This window comes from Streptomyces sp. NBC_00572 (assembly GCF_026341815.1).
Lineage (GTDB): Bacteria > Actinomycetota > Actinomycetes > Streptomycetales > Streptomycetaceae > Streptomyces.
In genome coordinates, this window is sequence record NZ_JAPENX010000001.1 from 6,435,066 (window position 1) to 6,452,519 (window position 17,454).

The window sequence follows — 17,454 nt, forward strand, 5'->3', positions numbered from 1 at the left end:
ATTTATGCGGTCGTTCGGGACGCGCGTCCAGGCGTTGTCCGCTTTGCCCCGTCGACAGCATCGCTAGATCAGGTTAGCTTTACCTAAGTTCCGCTCGGCTGTCGGCAACACCGCTGTGCCCGACGCCGGTTCCCCCTCAGCCTTCATCCCGCACGATGGGAGTGACATGTCGCAGGTTCCTCCTGGTGACGCACCTCTGGTCCACGACCTCATTGGCATCGGCTTCGGCCCGTCCAATGTGGCCATGGCGATAGCGCTCAGCGAGCACAACGCCCGCGTCGGAAGGCAGGAAGCGGTCACCGCCCACTTCTTCGAGCGCCAGCCACGGTTCGGCTGGCACCGCGGCATGCTGATCGACGACGCGACCATGCAGGTGTCCTTCCTCAAGGACCTCGTGACGCTGCGCAACCCGACCAGCGAATACAGCTTCCTCTGCTATCTGCAGAGCAAGGGCCGGCTGATCGACTTCGTCAACCACAAGAACCTCTTCCCGCTGCGCGTCGAGTTCCACGACTACTTCGAGTGGGCCGCGTCCAAGGTCGACGACATGGTCTCCTACGGCCACGAGATCATCTCGGTGGAGCCCGTCGAGCGCGACGGCGTCATCGAATACCTCGACGTGACCGCCCGCTCGGGATCCGAACTGGTCGTCCACCGCGCCCGAAACCTCGTCCTCGGTACGGGACTTCGCCCGCGCATGCCGGAAGGCGTCGAGCGCAGCGACCGCGTCTGGCACAACTCCGACCTGCTCGCCAAAGTCGAGGGCCTGGAGGGCACGAACCCCGAGCGGATCGTCGTCGTGGGCGCCGGACAGAGCGCCGCCGAGAACGTCGCCTATCTGCACCGCCGTTTCCCCGAGGCCGAGATCTGCGCCGTCTTCTCCCGCTACGGCTACAGCCCCGCCGACGACAGCGCCTTCGCCAACCGGATCTTCGACCCGGGTGCCGTCGACGAGTACTTCACGGCACCGGACGACATCAAGCGCAAGCTGATGGACTATCACGGAAACACCAACTACTCCGTGGTGGACATCGACCTCATCGACGACCTGTACCGCCAGGCGTACCAGGAGAAGGTCCTCGGCACCGAGCGCCTGCGCTTCATCAACATCTCCCGGCTCACCGGCGTCGAGGACGGCCCGGCCAAGGTCCGCGCCTTCGTCACCTCCCTCGTCACCGGCGAGGAGACCGTGCTCGAAGCCGATGTCGTCGTCTACGCCACCGGATACAGCCCCGCCGAGCCCCTCGGGCTCCTCGGCCCGGTCGCCGACCGCTGCCACCGCGACGACCAGGGCCGCGTGCGCGTCGAGCGGGACTACCGGCTCGCCACCGACTCCGAACTGCGCTGCGGCATCTACCTCCAGGGCGGCACCGAGCACACCCACGGCATCACGTCGTCGCTCCTCTCCAACACCGCGATCAGGGTCGGCGAGATCCTCGACTCGGTCCTCGACCGGGCCTCCGACGCCCTCGCCGCCACCGTCATGGCACCCCCCGCCGACGAGATCCGGCCCATGGCCGACGGCGTCGGCACGGCGCGCTGACGCCACCCCCGCTCCACCCCCCACGCAACACAGCCACCCCGCCGGGCGGCACCCTTCGCACCCGGCGGGCGTGGCACGCACTGTGAATCCCCCGAAAGGAACGTCCGTGTCCGCTGGTGCACGTCCCGCTCTGGCTCGGTTCGCCAGAACCGCCCCCCGTGTGGCTGTCCTCGCGGTGGCGGCTCTCGCCCTCGCCGCCTGCGGCGGAGGGACCGAGAAGACCGAGTCGCCGTCCGCCACCACCTCCTCCTCGGCCTCGGCCGACGGGGGCGGCAAGCCCGCCGCGTTCCCCGTCACGGTGGCGCACAAGTACGGCTCCACGACGATCGACAAGGAGCCGAAGACGATCGTCACCCTCGGTCTCTCCGACCAGGACGCGGTCCTCGCGCTCGGTGTGAAGCCGGCCGGCTCCGTCGACTGGTTCAAGGAGAAGCCGTACGGCAAGTGGCCCTGGACCAAGGACAAGTGGGGCTCCACCCAGCCCGCGATCGTCGGTGAGCGCGACGAGTACAACATCGAGAAGATCGCCGCGCTCAAGCCCGACCTGGTGATCGCCCAGTACTCGGGGATGAAGAAGGAGCAGTACGACACGCTCTCCAAGTTCACCAAGGTCGTCGCCCAGCCCAAGGACCACCCGGACTACGGTGCGCCCTGGCAGACGATGACCCAGCAGATCGGCAAGGCGCTCGGCAAGGATGCCGAGGCCACCAAGCTGATCGCCGACATCGACGCCCGGTTCAAGGCCGCCCGCGACAAGCACCCCGAGTGGGCCGCCAAGACGCTCGCCGTCGCCGACAGCTTCGAGGCCGGCAAGTACTCGGCGTTCACGAAGACCGACCCCAAGTCGATCTTCTTCCAGGAGCTGGGCTTCAAGCTCAAGCCGGAGATCGACACCCTGGCCAAGCCGGGCTTCAACGTCGCCGAACTCAGCGCCGAGAAGCTCAACGTCCTCGACGTCGACCGGCTCGTCTGGGTGACCTCCAGCACCGAGGCCAACGACCGCATCAAGGCCGAGCCGCTCTACAAGAAGCTCAAGGTCAACCAGGAGAAGCGCGACCTGTTCGTGCCCTACCAGGGCCCGGACATCGGCGCCGCGTTCTCCTTCAACACCGTTCTGTCGATCCCGTACGCCATCGACGAGATCGAGCCGCTCCTCACGGCCGTCAAGTGACGCCCACCAGCTGACGCGCCACCGACCCACGAACCGACCCGACCGACGGCGTGGCGGAACCACTCGCCACGCCGTCGGCGGTTCGTGCCGTCACCGCCTGCCACGCACTCCCAGGGAAAGGCCACTTCGTACGATGTTTGACGTCGAGCCGTCGGACCGGAACACCCCCTCCGGCCTCCCCGTCACCGGCGGGCAATCCGGCGTCTGGCTGGCCCAGCAGATCGAACCGGACAGCTCCGCCTACAACATCGTCTTCGCACTCCACCTCCGCGGCGCCCTCGACCTCGACCGGCTCACCGCCGCCGTCCGCCAGGCCGTCGAAGAGGCCGAGTGCCTGCACGTACGGGTCACCCCCGGCGACGACGGGCCGCGCCAGACGCCCCGTACCCCCACCCACCCCGTCGACGTCACCGTCGTGGACCTGCGCCATGCCGTCGACCCCGACGAGGCCGCCGCCGCGTGGGTGGCCGCCGACCGCGACCGGCCCGTCGACCTCGCGCTCGACCCGCTCTTCGCCCACGCCCTGCTGCGGCTCGCGGACGACCGCGTCCTGTGGTGCCAGCGCTACCACCACATCGTGGTGGACGGGATGGGCGTCGCCCTCATCACGCGCCGCGCGGGCGAGCTGTACACGGCCGGGGAGGCGTCCCGGCCCCGCGACTGGTCCCTCGCCCGGCTCGTCGCCGCCGACCGCGCCTACCGCGCGTCCGAGCGGCACGCCGCCGACCGCGCCTGGTGGCTGGAGCGGATGGCGGGCCGGACCGAGCCCGTACGGCTCGTCGACCGGGCCGCCACCCCCATGACCCGACGGCTCCGGCGGACCTCCGAGCTGTCCCCGGAGACCGTCCGACGGCTGAACGCCGCCGCCCGGACCGCGGGCGTACGACCGTCCCGGCTCCTGCTCGCGGCCGTGGCCGCCCATCTGCACCGCGTCAGCGGGGAGCAGGACCTCGTCCTCGGCCTGCCGATCGCCGCCCGCGAGGACGAGGTCTCCGCGACCGTCCCCGGCATGGTGTCCAACATCGTCCCGCTGCGCCTCGCCGTCCACCCCGGCACCACCGGCGCCGCCCTCGTGGCCCAGGTGCGCGACACCGTCGCCGCCGCCGTCGCCCACGGCCGCTACCGCGCCGAGGACCTCGCCAGGGAACTGGGCCTGGTCGACGGCGTCCCGGAACTCGTCGGCCCCACCGTCAACATCCTGCCCCGCTCCGAGGACCTGCGCTTCGACGACCACGAGGCCGAACTCCGCCCGGAGTGGCTCGGCCCGGTCAGCGACCTCGCGTTCAGCTTCGCCGAGGGCCCCGACGGCCGGGGACACACCGTCCACCTCGACGCGGACGCCGACGTCTGCGACGCGACCACGCTCGCCGACCACGAGCGCCGCTTCCTCGCCCTCCTCGACTCCTTCGCCGGGGACCTCGACCGTCCCGTCGGCCGTATCGAGCTCACCTCCGACACCGAACGCGCCGGGCTCCTCGAAGAGTTCGGCGTCGCGCCCCGCAAGGTCCCCGAACTGTCCTGGCCCGCCGCGTTCGAGCGGCAGGTCCGCCGCACCCCCGACGCCGTCGCGCTCGTCTGCGAGGACCGGGAGCTGACGTACGCCGAACTCGACGACGCCACCGACCGGCTCGCCCGGCTGCTCCGCTCCCGAGGCGTCGGCGCCGAGGACGTGGTGGGCGTGGCCCTGCCCCGCTCGCCCGAGCTGGTGGTGGCCCTGCTCGCCGTGATGAAGGCGGGCGCCGCCTACCTGCCGCTGGACGCCGACCACCCCCGGGACCGCATCGCCTACATGCTGTCCGACGCCCACGCACGCACCGTCGTCACCGTGCGCGACCTCGCCGGTGAACTCCCCGACACGGCGGGCGTCGGCCGGCTGCTCCTCGACGACCCGGCCACCGTGGACGCCCTCGCCGCGGCGACCGACGTCGGCCCCGGACCCGCGGTCGCCCTCGACCAGGCCGCGTACGTCATCTACACCTCCGGCTCGACGGGCCGCCCCAAGGGCGTCGTCGTCTCCCACGACGGCGTCGGCAGCCTCATCGCCACCGCCACCGACCGGATCGGCATCACCGCGGAGAGCCGGGTCGTGCAGTTCGCCTCCGTCGGCTTCGACGTGACGGTCTGGGACCTGATCATGTCGCTGTGCGTCGGCGGACGGATCATCCTCGTCCCCGCCGAGCGCCGCGTGGCCGGCCCCGCGCTCACCGAGTACATCGCCCGCCACCGCGCCACCCACATGATCCTGCCGCCCTCGCTCGTCTCCGCGCTGCCGCAGGAGTGCGAACTCCCGCAGGGCGCGGTGCTGATCGTCGGCACGGAAGCGGTCCCCAGCGAACTGATCGCCCGCTGGGACGGACGGCTCCGCGTCGTCGTCGCCTACGGGCTCACCGAGGCGACCGTCAACTCCACGCTCTGGCTCGCCGACCCCGATCGGCCCGGCCCCGCCCCCATCGGCCGGCCCGACCCCAACACGCGCGCGTACGTCCTCGACACCGCGCTCCGGCCCGTCCCCGTCGGCGCGGAAGGCGAGCTGTACGTCTCCGGGCGCGGCCTCGCACGCGGCTACCTGGGTCGTGAGGGTCTCACCTCGGAACGGTTCGTCGCCGATCCGTACGGCCCTCCCGGCACCCGCATGTACCGCACCGGCGACCGGGTCCGCTGGGGCGCCGACGGCAACCTGGAATTCCTCGGGCGCGCCGACGGCCAGATCAAGATCCGCGGCCACCGCGTCGAGCCGGGCGAGATCGAGAGCGCCTTCATGGCCTGCGAGGGCATCGCCCAGGCCGCCGTCCTCGCCCGCGAGGACCACCGGGGCGTGAAGCGGCTGGTCGCGTACCTGGTACCGGAGGGAGGGGCCGACGAAGGCGACGAGGCGGCCGTGACCGCCGCACGCGCGCGCGTGACCGACGCGCTGCCCGACCACATGGTGCCGACGGCGGTCGTCGTCCTCGACGGCCCGCTGCCGCTGACTCCCAACGGCAAGCTCGACGCCAAGGCCCTGCCCGAGCCCCGCTGGACGTCCCTGACCGGCACCGACACCCCGAGCACCCCCGCCGAACACGCCCTCGCCGCGCTGTTCGCCGACCTCCTCGGCCTGCCGGCCGTGGGCGTCCACGACAGCTTCTTCGAACTGGGCGGCGACAGCATCGTCGCCATCCAGCTGGTCAACCGCGCCCGCGAGGCCGGTCTCGCCATCACCCCGCGCGACGTGTTTCGCAGCCGGACCGTGGCGGCCCTCGCCCGGACCGCCGGAGAGACCGTCGCGGCCCCGGCGCGGCCGCGGGTGGAGCTCGACGCGGACGCACTGCCCGTCTCCCCGCTCCAGGAAGGTTTCTTCTTCCACTCGGAGTTCGACCGGCAGGCCGCGGACCTCTACTTCGTGCAGGAACTCCTCGACCTGACCGGGAACGTCGACCCCGTCCGCCTCCGCCACGCACTCCAACTCCTCCTGGACCGGCACCCGCTGCTGCGCGCCGCGTTCCGCCAGCTGCCCGGCGGCGGGGTCGTCCAGCGGCTCGCGGACCACGTCACCCTCCCGTGGCGGGAGGCCGACACCGCCGTGACCGGCCTCGACGACATCCTCCGCGCCGACCGGGCCGAGCAGTTCGCCCTCGACCGGCCGCCGCTGCTGCGCGCCACCCTGGTCCGGGACGGACAGCGCCACCGGCTGCTGCTCACCCTGCACCACATCGTCGCCGACGGCTGGTCGGTCGCCGTCCTGCTGCGGGAACTGACCGACGCCTACCGGGGCGTCGAACTCCCGGAGCCCGCGCCCCCGGAGCCGTACCTCTCCTGGCTCGCGGGCCGCGACCGCGACACCGCACGCGAGGCATGGCGCCGGGCGCTCGACGGCCTCACGGGCCCGACCCGGCTCCCGGCGCTCACCACCGGCGACGGCGCCCCCCGGACGCCCGCCCGCCCCGAGCACGTCGACACCCGCCTGCCCCACGACCTGACCGGCGCGCTGGCCTCCTACGCCAGGACCCACGGGCTGACCCTGAGCAGCGTCTTCCACGGTGTGTGGGGCCTGCTGCTCGGCGCCCTCACCGGCGGCCGGGACGTCGTCTTCGGCACCACCGTGTCCGGGCGGACCACGGAGGTCGCGGGCCTCGACTCCGCCGTCGGCCTGTTCATCAACACCGTCCCCGCCCGGGTGACCGTCCGCCCCGAGGAGACGCTGACCGAGCTGCTCCGCCGCGTCCAGGACGAGCACTCCGCCCTCCTCGACCACCAGCACCTCGGACTCGCCGACATCCAGCGGATCGCGGGCGGCGGTGAACTCTTCGACACCCTCGTGGTGTTCGAGAACTACCCCGTCGGCGAGCGGGACGGCGCCGGGGAACCGCTGATCACCGGCGCCGAGGTCTTCGACGCCGTGCACTATCCCCTCGCACTCGTCGTCGAGCCCGCCGACGCCGGTCTGCTGCTGCGGTTCAAGCACGACGCGGGCCGCCTCGACCAGGTCGCGGTGGCCGTCCTCGCCAACCGGTTCACGGCCCTCCTGCGGACCGTGGTCGCCGAGCCCGCCCGGCTCGTCGCCCGGACCGACCTGCTGTCCGCCCGCGAGCGCGAGCACCTCACGGAACTCAACGCCACCGCCAGGCCCGTACCCGAGGCGACCCTCGCCTCGCTCTTCGCCACGTGGGTCGTCCGTACCCCGGACGCCCCGGCCGTGGTCTTCGACGACTCCACCCTCAGCTACGCCGAACTCGACCGGCGGGCCGAGGCGTTGGCGCGACGACTGCGGGCACGCGGCGCCGGTCCCGAGCGGTACGTGGCCGTCGCGGTGCCCCGCTCGGCCGAGCTGATGGTCGCGCTGCTCGGCGTCCACAAGGCGGGCGCCGCCTACCTGCCCGTGGACCTCGACTACCCCGCCGACCGGGTGGCGTTCATGCTCGCCGACTCGGGCGCCCGCCTCGTCGTGACGACCGCCGAGGCCGCCGGGCGGATCCCTGCCGCCGCCGACCTCGAACACCTCGTCATCGGGGCGGGGGAGCCCGAGGAGACCCCGGCGGGGGAACCCGGGGAGACCTTCGCGGGGGAGCCCGTGCGGCCGGCCGGCCCCGACCACCCGGCGTACCTCATCTACACCTCGGGTTCCACCGGCCGGCCCAAGGGCGTCGCCGTCACCCACCGCGCCATCGTGAACCGGCTCGCCTGGATGCAGAGCGCGTACGGGCTGACCGCCGACGACCGGGTCCTCCAGAAGACCCCGTCCAGCTTCGACGTGTCGGTGTGGGAGTTCTTCTGGGCGCTGACCGAGGGCGCCACCGTCGTCCTCGCCCGCCCGGACGGCCACCGCGACCCGGAGTACCTGGCCCGCCTCATCGCGGACCGGGGCATCACCACGACGCACTTCGTACCGTCGATGCTCGCCGCGTTCGTCCAGGTCATGGAGTCGACCGCGGACGCCCCCGACTGGGCGGCGAGCCTGCGCCGGGTGTTCTGCAGCGGCGAGGCCCTCACCGGCGCCGACGCCCGCCGCTGGTGGGAGCTGACCTCCCGCTCCGGGCGCGCGCCCGTACCCCTGCACAATCTGTACGGCCCCACCGAGGCGGCCGTCGACGTCACCTTCTTCCCGTACGAGGGCGGCACCGAGCCGGCCGTGCCGATCGGCCGGCCCGTGTGGAACACCCGGCTGCACGTCCTGGACCCCTTCCTGCGCCCGGTGCCGGACGGGGTGTCCGGTGAGCTGTACCTCGCCGGTGTCCAGCTGGCCCGCGCCTACCACGACCGTCCCGGGCTCACCGCCGAACGGTTCGTCGCCGACCCGTTCGGAGCGCCGGGGGAGCGGATGTACCGCACCGGCGACCTGGTGCGCCGCCGCGCGGACGGCGCCGTCGAGTACCTCGGCCGCACCGACCGCCAGGTCAAGATCCGCGGCAACCGCGTCGAACTGGGCGAGATCGAGACCGCGCTCGCCGCGCTGCCCGGTGTGGCCCGTGCCGCCGTCGTCGTCCGCGACGGCTCACTCGTCGGCTACGCCGTCCCGGCCCCCGGCACCGCTCCCGGCGCGGAGCCCGCATCCGAGGCCCTGCACGCGGCCCTCACCGAGGCGCTGCCCGCCGCGATGGTGCCGGGTGCCGTCGTCGTCCTCGCCGAACTGCCGCTGACGCCCAGCGGCAAGCTCGACCAGAACGCCCTGCCCGCACCCGAGATCGCGCCCCGGGCCGCCGGCCGCGCACCCCGCGACGACCGCGAGCGAGCGCTGTGCGAGATCTTCGGCGACGTCCTCGGAGGCCGGCGGACGAGCGTCGACGACGACTTCTTCATGCTCGGCGGCGACAGCCTCAGCTCGATCACCGTCGCCACCCGCGCGCGTGAGCGGGGTCTGACGCTCAGCCCCCGCGACGTGTTCGAGCACCGCACCCCCGCCGCCCTCGCCGCGGCCGCCACCACCCTCGGGGACGCCGAGGCGCCCCCGACCACCGACTCCACCGAGGTACCCGTGCACTCCGACGGTGTGACCGTCTCCGCCTCCGACGCCGGGCAGGCAGCCGCCGCGCTCCAGGCCGTCCTCGCCCTCCAGCAGCAGTCCGGCGCGGCGGTCGACCCCGCCCTGCGGGCCCTCCTCGACCAGTTGACCGCCGCCGCGCCGCCCACAGAGCCCCCGGCTCCCGAGTCCCCGGCCCCCGCCCCGCTCGGCGGACCGGAGCTCACCGAGGAGGAGACCGCGCGGGTCCACGCCGTCGCCGGGCTGCCCGTCGCGGACATCTGGCCGCTCTCCCCGCTCCAGGAGGGCATGTACTTCCACGCCACCTACGACGCGGGCGACGCACTCGACGTCTACCAGTCGCAGGAGACCCTGGACCTCGACCGCCGGATCGACGCCGACCGGCTGCGCGCCGCCTGCCGGACCCTCCTCGACCGCAACACCGGGCTGCGCGCCGGATTCACCAGCGACGGCCTGCCCCGCCCCGTCCAGTTCATCGTGGACGGCGCCGAGATCCCGCTCGTCGAGGCCGACCTCTCCGGACTGGCCGCCGAAGAGCAGCGGACCCGCACGGAGGAACTCCTCACCGCCGACCGCAGGCAGCGCTTCGAGCTGTCCGCCGCCCCGCTCTGCCGCCTGCTCCTCATCCGCCTCGGCGACGGCCGGGACAAGCTCGTCGTCACCCACCACCTCATCCTCTGGGACGGCTGGTCGGCCTGGCTGTTCCTGGAAGAGCTGTTCACGCTGTACGAGCGGGCCGGCGACCCCACCGGTCTGCCGCTGCCAGGTTCGTACCGCGACCACCTCGCCTGGCTGGAGGCGCAGGACACCACCGTCGCCCTCGACGCCTGGCGCGGGGCCCTCGCCGGTTTCCACGAGCCGACGCTGCTCGCCCCGTCCGGGCGCGACACCGGCCCGGTCATCCCGGTGGACTTCGACGCCTTCCTCACCCAGGAGGCAGGCGACCGGCTGCGGGCCGTCGCCCGCAGCCACGGACTCACCCTGAACACCGTCCTCAACGCGGCCTGGGCCCTGGTGCTCTCGGCCATGACGGGCCGCGCCGACGTCGCCTTCGGCACGGCCGTCGCCGGACGCCCGGCGGACGTCCCGAACGTGGCCGGCATCATCGGCATGTTCCTGAACACGATCCCCGCCCGGGTCGCCTTCACCCCGGACGAGCCCCTGCTCGCCCTGCTGCGCCGCATGCAGTCCGAGCGCGCCGCCGTCATGCCGTACGAGCACGTGGGCCTGGGCACCCTCCAGCAGGAGTCCGGCCACCGCCGTCTCTTCGACACCCTCTTCGTGCTCCGCTCGGCCGACGGCGAGGACCGCGCCGCCGCCCTCCGCGACCGCCACGGCATCACCGACGTGTCGAACGTGGACGGCACCCACTTCCCGCTCACGCTGATCGTCACCCCGGGCGCCCGCCTGAAGGTCACCCTGGCCGCCCGCCCCGACCTCTTCGACGCCGACGCCGCCGGCACGATCCTGGCCCGGTTCACCACGGTCCTCGACCGCCTCGGCCAGGCCCTCGCCGGGCCCACCGCCGCATCCGCCCGCACCGCCGGCGTGGACCTGCTGCTCCCGGAGGAGAGCGCCGCCCTGGGCACCGCCCGGGAGTCCGGTCGCGAGCCGGTGCCGGACGAGACCGTCGCCGACATGCTCACCGCCCAGGTCGCCCGTACCCCCGACGCGGTCGCGCTGGTCTTCGGCGAGCGCGCCCTCACGTACGCCGAACTCGACGCGCACGTCAACCGGCTCGCCCGGCTGCTGCTCGCCCGGGGAGCCGGGCCGGAGAAGGTCGTGGCGCTGGCGCTGCCCCGGTCGATCGAGATGGTCGCCGCACTGTTCGCCGTGCTGCGGACCGGCGCCGCGTACCTGCCGCTCGACCTCGACCACCCCGCCGACCGGCTGCGGCTCATGGCCGAGGACACCGGACCGCTCTGCCTGCTGTCCACGACCGCCGTCGCCCCGACGCTGCGGCGGGAGGACGGCCCCGTCGCCCTCGAAGTCCTCCTCGACGACGAGGCCGTGCTCGCCGAACTCGCCGCGCTGTCCGGGGACGGGATCGCCGACGCCGAGCGGCCCGCCTTCGCCCACGGGGTGCCGGACCGCCTGGAGTTCCCGGCGTACGTCATCTACACCTCCGGCTCCACCGGCCGCCCCAAGGGCGTCGTCACCCCCTACCGGGGTCTGACGAACATGCAGCTCAACCATCAGAAGGAGATCTTCGACCCGGCCATCGCCTCCGCCGGCGGACGCCGCCTGCGCATCGCGCACACCGTGTCCTTCGCCTTCGACATGTCGTGGGAGGAGCTGCTCTGGCTCGTCGAGGGCCATGAGGTCCACGTCTGCGACGAGGAACTCCGCCGCGACGCCGAAGCCCTGGTCGCCTACTGCGACGAGCACCGCGTCGACGTCGTCAACGTGACCCCCACCTACGCCCAGCTCCTCATCGAGGAGGGCCTCCTCGACCGGGACGAGGCCGCGGGCAAGCACCGGCCGGCACTCGTCCTGCTCGGCGGCGAGGCCGTCTCCGACACGGTCTGGACCCAGCTGCGCCGCACCGAGGGCACCTACGGCTACAACCTCTACGGCCCCACCGAGTACACGATCAACACCCTCGGCGGCTCCACCACCGAGAGCGCCACCCCGACCGTCGGCCGGCCCATCCGCAACACCCGCGCCCATGTCCTCGACACCATGCTGCGACCCGTCCCGCCGGGCTGCCCCGGCGAGCTGTACATCGCGGGCACCGGCCTCGCCCGCGGCTACCACGAGCGGGCCGCGCTGAACGCCGAGCGGTTCGTGGCCGACCCCTTCGGCGAGCCCGGCGAGCGGATGTACCGCACGGGCGACCTCGTACGCCAGCGCCCCGACGGCCTGCTCGACTTCCTCGGCCGCACCGACGACCAGGTCAAGATCCGCGGCTACCGCATCGAACTCGGCGAGATCTCCACGGCCCTGTCCGACCACCCCGAGATCGCCCACGCCGCCGTCGTCGTCCACGAGACCGCGGGCACCAAGCGACTCGTCGGCTACTTCGTACGGGAGGAGGGCACCGAGTCGGACGAGGAACTCGTCGCGCACCTTCGCGACCACCTCAAGTCCCGTCTGCCCGACTACATGGTCCCGTCCGCCCTGGTCCCCGTCGCCACCCTGCCGCTGACCGTCAACGGAAAGCTCGACGTCAAGGCCCTCCCCGCCCCCGACCTCTCCGGCACGGGCCGGAGCCGCGCCCCCCGCACCCCGCGGGAGGAGACCCTGTGCGGGCTCTTCGCGGAGGTCCTCGGCCTGCCCGAGGGCAGCGTCGGCATCGACAGCGACTTCTTCGACCTCGGCGGGCACTCGCTCCTCGCGACCCGGCTCGTCAGCCGGGCCCGCACCGCGCTCGACGCCGAGCTGGCGATCCGCGACCTGTTCGAGGCGCCCACCGTCGCCGAACTCGTCGAGCGCGCGGCCGCCTCCCGAGGCGCCGCCCGCCCGGCTCTGGTCGCCGCAGAGCGCCCCGGCGAACTGCCGCTCTCCCACGCCCAGCAGCGCCTGTGGGTCATCCAGCAGATCGAGTGCACCTCGGCCGCGTACAACTTCCCGCTGGTCATGCGGCTGAACGGCACCTTCGACCGCGAGGCGTGGAGCGCCGCCCTCGCCGATGTGACCGACCGCCACGAAGCACTGCGCACCCTCTTCGCCGAGCGCGAGAGCGACGGCCAGGCGTACCAGCGGATCCTGCCCGCCGGTTCGGCCGCCCCGGTCGTGGAGCACGTGCGGGCGACCGAGGACGAGGTGCCCGGCATCGTGGACGCCGCCGTCCAACGGCCGTTCGACCTCGCCGCCGAGCTGCCGATCCGCGCCACGGTCGTGGAGGTGGCACCCGACGAACACGTCGTCGTCCTGCTGCTCCACCACATCACCACCGACGAGTGGTCCGACCGCCCCTTCCTGCGGGACCTGACCACCGCGTACACCGCGCGCCTCGACGGCGGCGCCCCCGACTGGGAGCCGCTGCCCGTCCAGTACGCCGACTACGCCCTCTGGCAGCAGACGCTCCTGGGCGACCCGGCCGACGCGGAGAGCCTGGCCGCCAGGCAGCTGGAGCACTGGCGTACGGTCCTGGCCGGCGCCCCCGAGGAACTGGAACTGCCCACCGACCGGCCGCGGCCCGCCCGCCCGGCGTTCACCGGGGCCGAACTCGACATCTCCTTCGACCGCACGGTCCACGAGGGCCTGCGACGGCTCGCCCGGGACACCGGCGCCAGCATGTTCATGGTGACGCACGCGGCCGTCGCCGCACTGCTCCACCGGCTCGGCGCGGGCACCGACATCCCGCTCGGCGCGCCCATCGCCGGGCGTGGTGACGAGGCCCTGGACGAGCTGGTCGGCTTCTTCGTCAACACGCTCGTACTCCGCACCGACCTCGGCGGCGACCCCAGCTTCACCGAACTCCTCGGCCGGGTCAGGGAGACCGACCTCGCCGCCTTCTCCCACGCGGACGTGCCCTTCGAGTCGGTCGTGGAGAAGCTCAACCCGACCCGCTCCCTCTCCCGGAACCCGCTGTTCCAGGTGATGGTCGGCTACCACGCCCGCACGGACGAGGCACTGCGCCTGCCGGGGCTCCGGGCCGGCTATCTGCCGCACCGCATCGGCACCGCCAAGTTCGACCTCGTGTTCGGCTTCACCGAGCACACCACCGCCGACGGCGCGGGCGACTCGCTCGGCTGCCGCCTGGAGTTCGCCACCGAACTCTTCGACCAGGAGACCGCCGAACGCATCGCGGACCGCCTCCGCAGGCTCGTCGGGATCCTCGTCGAAGCCCCCGACGAGCCGCTCTCCCGGGCAGGAATCCTCACCGACGAGGAGCACCGACTCGTCCTCGAAGGCTTCAACGGCCGGCCCCGCGAGGTCGACGAGGAGACCCTGCCCGCGCTCTTCGCCCGGTGGGTGGCCGAGAGCCCCGACGCCGTCGCCGTCGTCGAAGGCTCCCGCTCGGTGACGTACGCCCAGCTCGACGCCCGCGCCGACCGGATCGCCCGGCTGCTCGCCGTCCGCGGGGTCGGCGCCGAGAGCGTCGTCGGCGTGGCCGTCCCGCGCTCGGTCGACATGATCGCCACCGTCGTCGCCGCCCTGAAGCTCGGAGCCGCGTTCCTGCCGCTGGACCTCGTCCACCCCGGCGACCGCCTCAGCTACATGATCGAGAACTCCGGCGCCGCCGTCGTGGTCGGCACCGAGCCCGTCGCCGGGAAGATCCCGGACGCCGACGGGGTACCGGTGGTCCTCCTCGACGCCCCCGACATCGCGGCCGAGCTGGACACCCTGCCCGGGACCCCGCCGGTCGGCGGACCCGTGGGCCTCGAACAGGCCGCGTACGTGATCTACACCTCCGGCTCGACCGGCCGCCCCAAGGGTGTCGTCGTCCCGCACGAGGGCATCGCCAGCCTGGTCGCCACCGCCGTCGACCGGATGGGCCTGGAACACGACAGCCGCGTCCTCCAGTTCGCCTCCATCGGCTTCGACGTCTTCGTCTTCGAACTCGCCATGGCGCTCTGCCACGGCGGCCGGCTGGTCCTCATCACCGAAGAGGCCAGGGTCGCCGGACCCGCCCTCACGGACTTCCTCGAAGACCAGCGGATCACCCACATGATCCTGCCGCCCTCGCTGGTGTCCGCCCTGCCGCCCGGCTGCCGACTGCCCGAAGGGTCGACCGTCCTGGTCGGCACCGAGACCGTGCCGCCGGACCTCTTCGAACGCTTCGGCGCCACCGCGAACCTGATCTGCGCGTACGGGCTCACCGAGGCGACCGTCAACTCCACGCTGTGGCCCGCCCGTGAGCACGGCGGCCGCGCCACCGGCCGGGTGCCCATCGGCCGCCCGGACCCCAACACCCGCTGCTACGTCCTCGACGAGCACCTCCGGCCCGTCCCGCCCGGTGTGATCGGCGAGCTGTACGTCGCCGGCCGCGGCCTCGCCCGGGGCTACCTCGGGCAGGCCGGGCTCAGCTCGGAACGGTTCGTCGCGGACCCGTACGGCGCCTCCGGCAGCCGCATGTACCGCACCGGCGACCGTGCCCGCTGGCGCGCCGACGGCAACCTCGACTTCCTCGGCCGGGTCGACACCCAGGTGAAGATCCGAGGCTTCCGCATCGAGCTGGGCGAGATCGAGGCCGCCCTCGCGGGCCACCCGACGGTCGCCCAGGCCGCCGTCCTGCCCGACCGCGACGGCGACATCGTCCGCCTCGTCGGCTACGCCGTCCCCGAGCCGGGCACGGACCTCGCCCTCGACCCGCAGGAGCTGCGCGCCCACGTCGCCGCCGTCCTGCCGGAGTACATGGTCCCCGCCCTCGTCGTCCCCCTCGACGGCCCGCTGCCGCTCACCCCGAACGGCAAGCTGGACCACAAGGCCCTGCCCGCACCGGACTGGTCGGCCATGACCGGCGACGCCGCTCCCGCGACCGAGACGCAGGCGCGGATCGCGGAGCTGTTCTGCGAGATCCTCAAGCTGGACTGCGTGGGCGTGCACGACAGCTTCTTCGCCCTCGGCGGCCATTCCATGGCCTCGATGCGTCTCCTGGGCCGCATCCGGGCCGAGTTCGGCGTCGAGCTGAGCATCCGCGACGTCTTCGACGCGCTGACCGTCGCCGGGATCGCCGGAAAGCTGGACGGTGCGAGCGCCGCCCGGCCCGCCCTGCGCCCGGCCGAGCCCGGGGCCCTCGACGGTACGGACCTGCCGGTGGCGCCCGTACAGCAGTGGCAGTGGCAGGCGTACCGGCGGAGCCCCGGCTTCGACCACGCGCTCGTCCTGCGCTCGCCCGGCGGCCTGGACGCCGACGCGCTGGCCTCGGCGCTCGCCGATGTGACCAGCCGTCATGAGCCGCTGCGCACCGCCTTCGCCGAGGCCGACGGAACCCTGCTCCGCCGGACCGTCGAAGCCCCGGTCCTGGCCGTGGAGCAGTGCGCGGACCTGGACTCCCGACTTGCGGAACTCGCCGCCTCCACACCAGAGTTGAGGCAGGAGCCTGCGCTGCGGGCCCGGCTGCTCACCGACCCCGACGGCGCCCAGGCGGTCCTGCTCACCCTGCACTACCTCGCCGTCGACGAGTGGTCCGTGGTCCCGCTGTTCCGCGACCTCACCACGGCGTACCGGGCGCGTACGGCCGGAGGGACGCCCGACTGGCAGCCGCTCCCCGTGAGTTACTCCGACTACGCCCGCTGGGCCCGCGAGGTCCTCGGCGACCTGACCGATCCCGAAAGCCGGGGCGGACGCCAACTGGCGTACTGGCGAAGCACGCTCAAGGACGCACCGCGCGAGCTGGCCCTGCCGACGGAGGCCCGGACCTCCGTCCCCGGCCGGGGCGGGCGCCAGAGCGCGGGCATCGTCGAGTTCGTCCTCGACGAGCGCCTCCACGCGGACGTGGACCGGCTCGCCCAGGCCACCGGCACCAGCATGTTCATGGTGCTGCACGCGGCCCTCGCGGCCCTGCTCACCAGCCATGGAGCGGGCACCGACCTGCCCATCGGCACGATGGTCGCCGGGCGCGACGACGACCAACTGGCCGACCTCGTCGGCTGCTTCTTCAACACGGTCCTCCTGCGCACCGACACGGCCGGCGACCCGAGCTTCGCGGAGCTCCTGACCCGCGTACGGGAGACCACGCTGAGCGCCCTCGACCGGCAGCAGGTCCCCTTCGACGAGGTGGTTCGGACGGCCGGTCTGCGGCCCGAGGGGCCCCAGGTGATGGTGATCCACCACGAGCAGGCCGACCTGGCACGCCTGGAGGGCGGCGTCGGAGACCTCCTCGCCGTACCGACCGGCTCGACCCGGGCCGAACTGACCCTCAGCTTCTACGAGCCCCGTGGCGAAGGCCCCGTGCACTGCGGGCTGATCCACGCGACGGAGCGGCTCGGCGCGGCGAAGGCCCGCCGGCTCGCCGAGGAGCTCCAGACCCTGCTGCGCACCGTGACAGACGACTCCGAACAGCCCCTGTCCCAGCTGTTCGGCGTGACACACAAGAGGAGTGAGAACGCATGAGCACCAACCCGTTCGAGGACCCGCAGGGCCGCTTCCTGGTTCTGGTCAACGACGAGAACCAGCACTCGCTGTGGCCCTCCTTCGCCGAGGTCCCCGCCGGGTGGCGGACCGTCTTCGGCGAGGACACGCGCGAGGGCTGCCTGGCCTACGTGGAGGCCCATTGGACCGACCTGCGCCCGGCGAGCCTCATCGCCCTCCAGGACTGACGCACCGACACCGAGACCGGCACCACCGGCCGCCCGCGGGGGAGTACCCCTCGCGGGCGGCCGTGTACGTGGGGGC

At 73.1% G+C, this 17,454-nt stretch carries 4 protein-coding genes; all 4 read left to right on the top strand.

What is annotated here, in order from left to right; translation table 11 throughout:
* Positions 1–166: 166 nt before the first annotated feature.
* The 4 genes from OG514_RS29290 to OG514_RS29305 all read left to right on the top strand — a co-directional run bounded on the left by OG514_RS29290 (position 167) and on the right by OG514_RS29305 (position 17,378).
* Positions 167–1,543: a lysine N(6)-hydroxylase/L-ornithine N(5)-oxygenase family protein gene (locus OG514_RS29290; protein WP_266899967.1), complete on the top strand. Its 1,377-nt coding sequence runs from the start codon at positions 167–169 to the stop codon at positions 1,541–1,543.
* A 160-nt stretch (positions 1,544–1,703) separates the two neighbouring features.
* A complete protein-coding gene (locus tag OG514_RS29295) occupies positions 1,704–2,714 on the top strand; it encodes an iron-siderophore ABC transporter substrate-binding protein (protein WP_266899969.1) in 1,011 nt (336 codons plus the stop codon).
* A gap of 133 nt (positions 2,715–2,847) precedes the next feature.
* Positions 2,848–17,172, top strand: a complete 14,325-nt coding sequence (locus tag OG514_RS29300; RefSeq protein ID WP_266899971.1) for a non-ribosomal peptide synthetase — start codon at positions 2,848–2,850, stop codon at positions 17,170–17,172.
* On the top strand, positions 17,169–17,378 hold the full coding sequence (locus OG514_RS29305; RefSeq protein ID WP_073904918.1) for an MbtH family protein: 210 nt from the start codon (positions 17,169–17,171) through the stop codon (positions 17,376–17,378). The genes OG514_RS29300 and OG514_RS29305 overlap by 4 nt, the downstream gene beginning before the upstream one ends.
* The last annotated feature ends 76 nt before the right edge of the window (positions 17,379–17,454 follow it).

Coding starts and splice junctions, on each gene's coding strand:
- OG514_RS29305 (WP_073904918.1), top strand. CDS start 17,169: ATGAGCACCAACCCGTTCGAGGACCCGCAGGGCCGCTTCCTGGTTCTG.
- OG514_RS29290 (WP_266899967.1), top strand. CDS start 167: ATGTCGCAGGTTCCTCCTGGTGACGCACCTCTGGTCCACGACCTCATT.
- OG514_RS29300 (WP_266899971.1), top strand. CDS start 2,848: ATGTTTGACGTCGAGCCGTCGGACCGGAACACCCCCTCCGGCCTCCCC.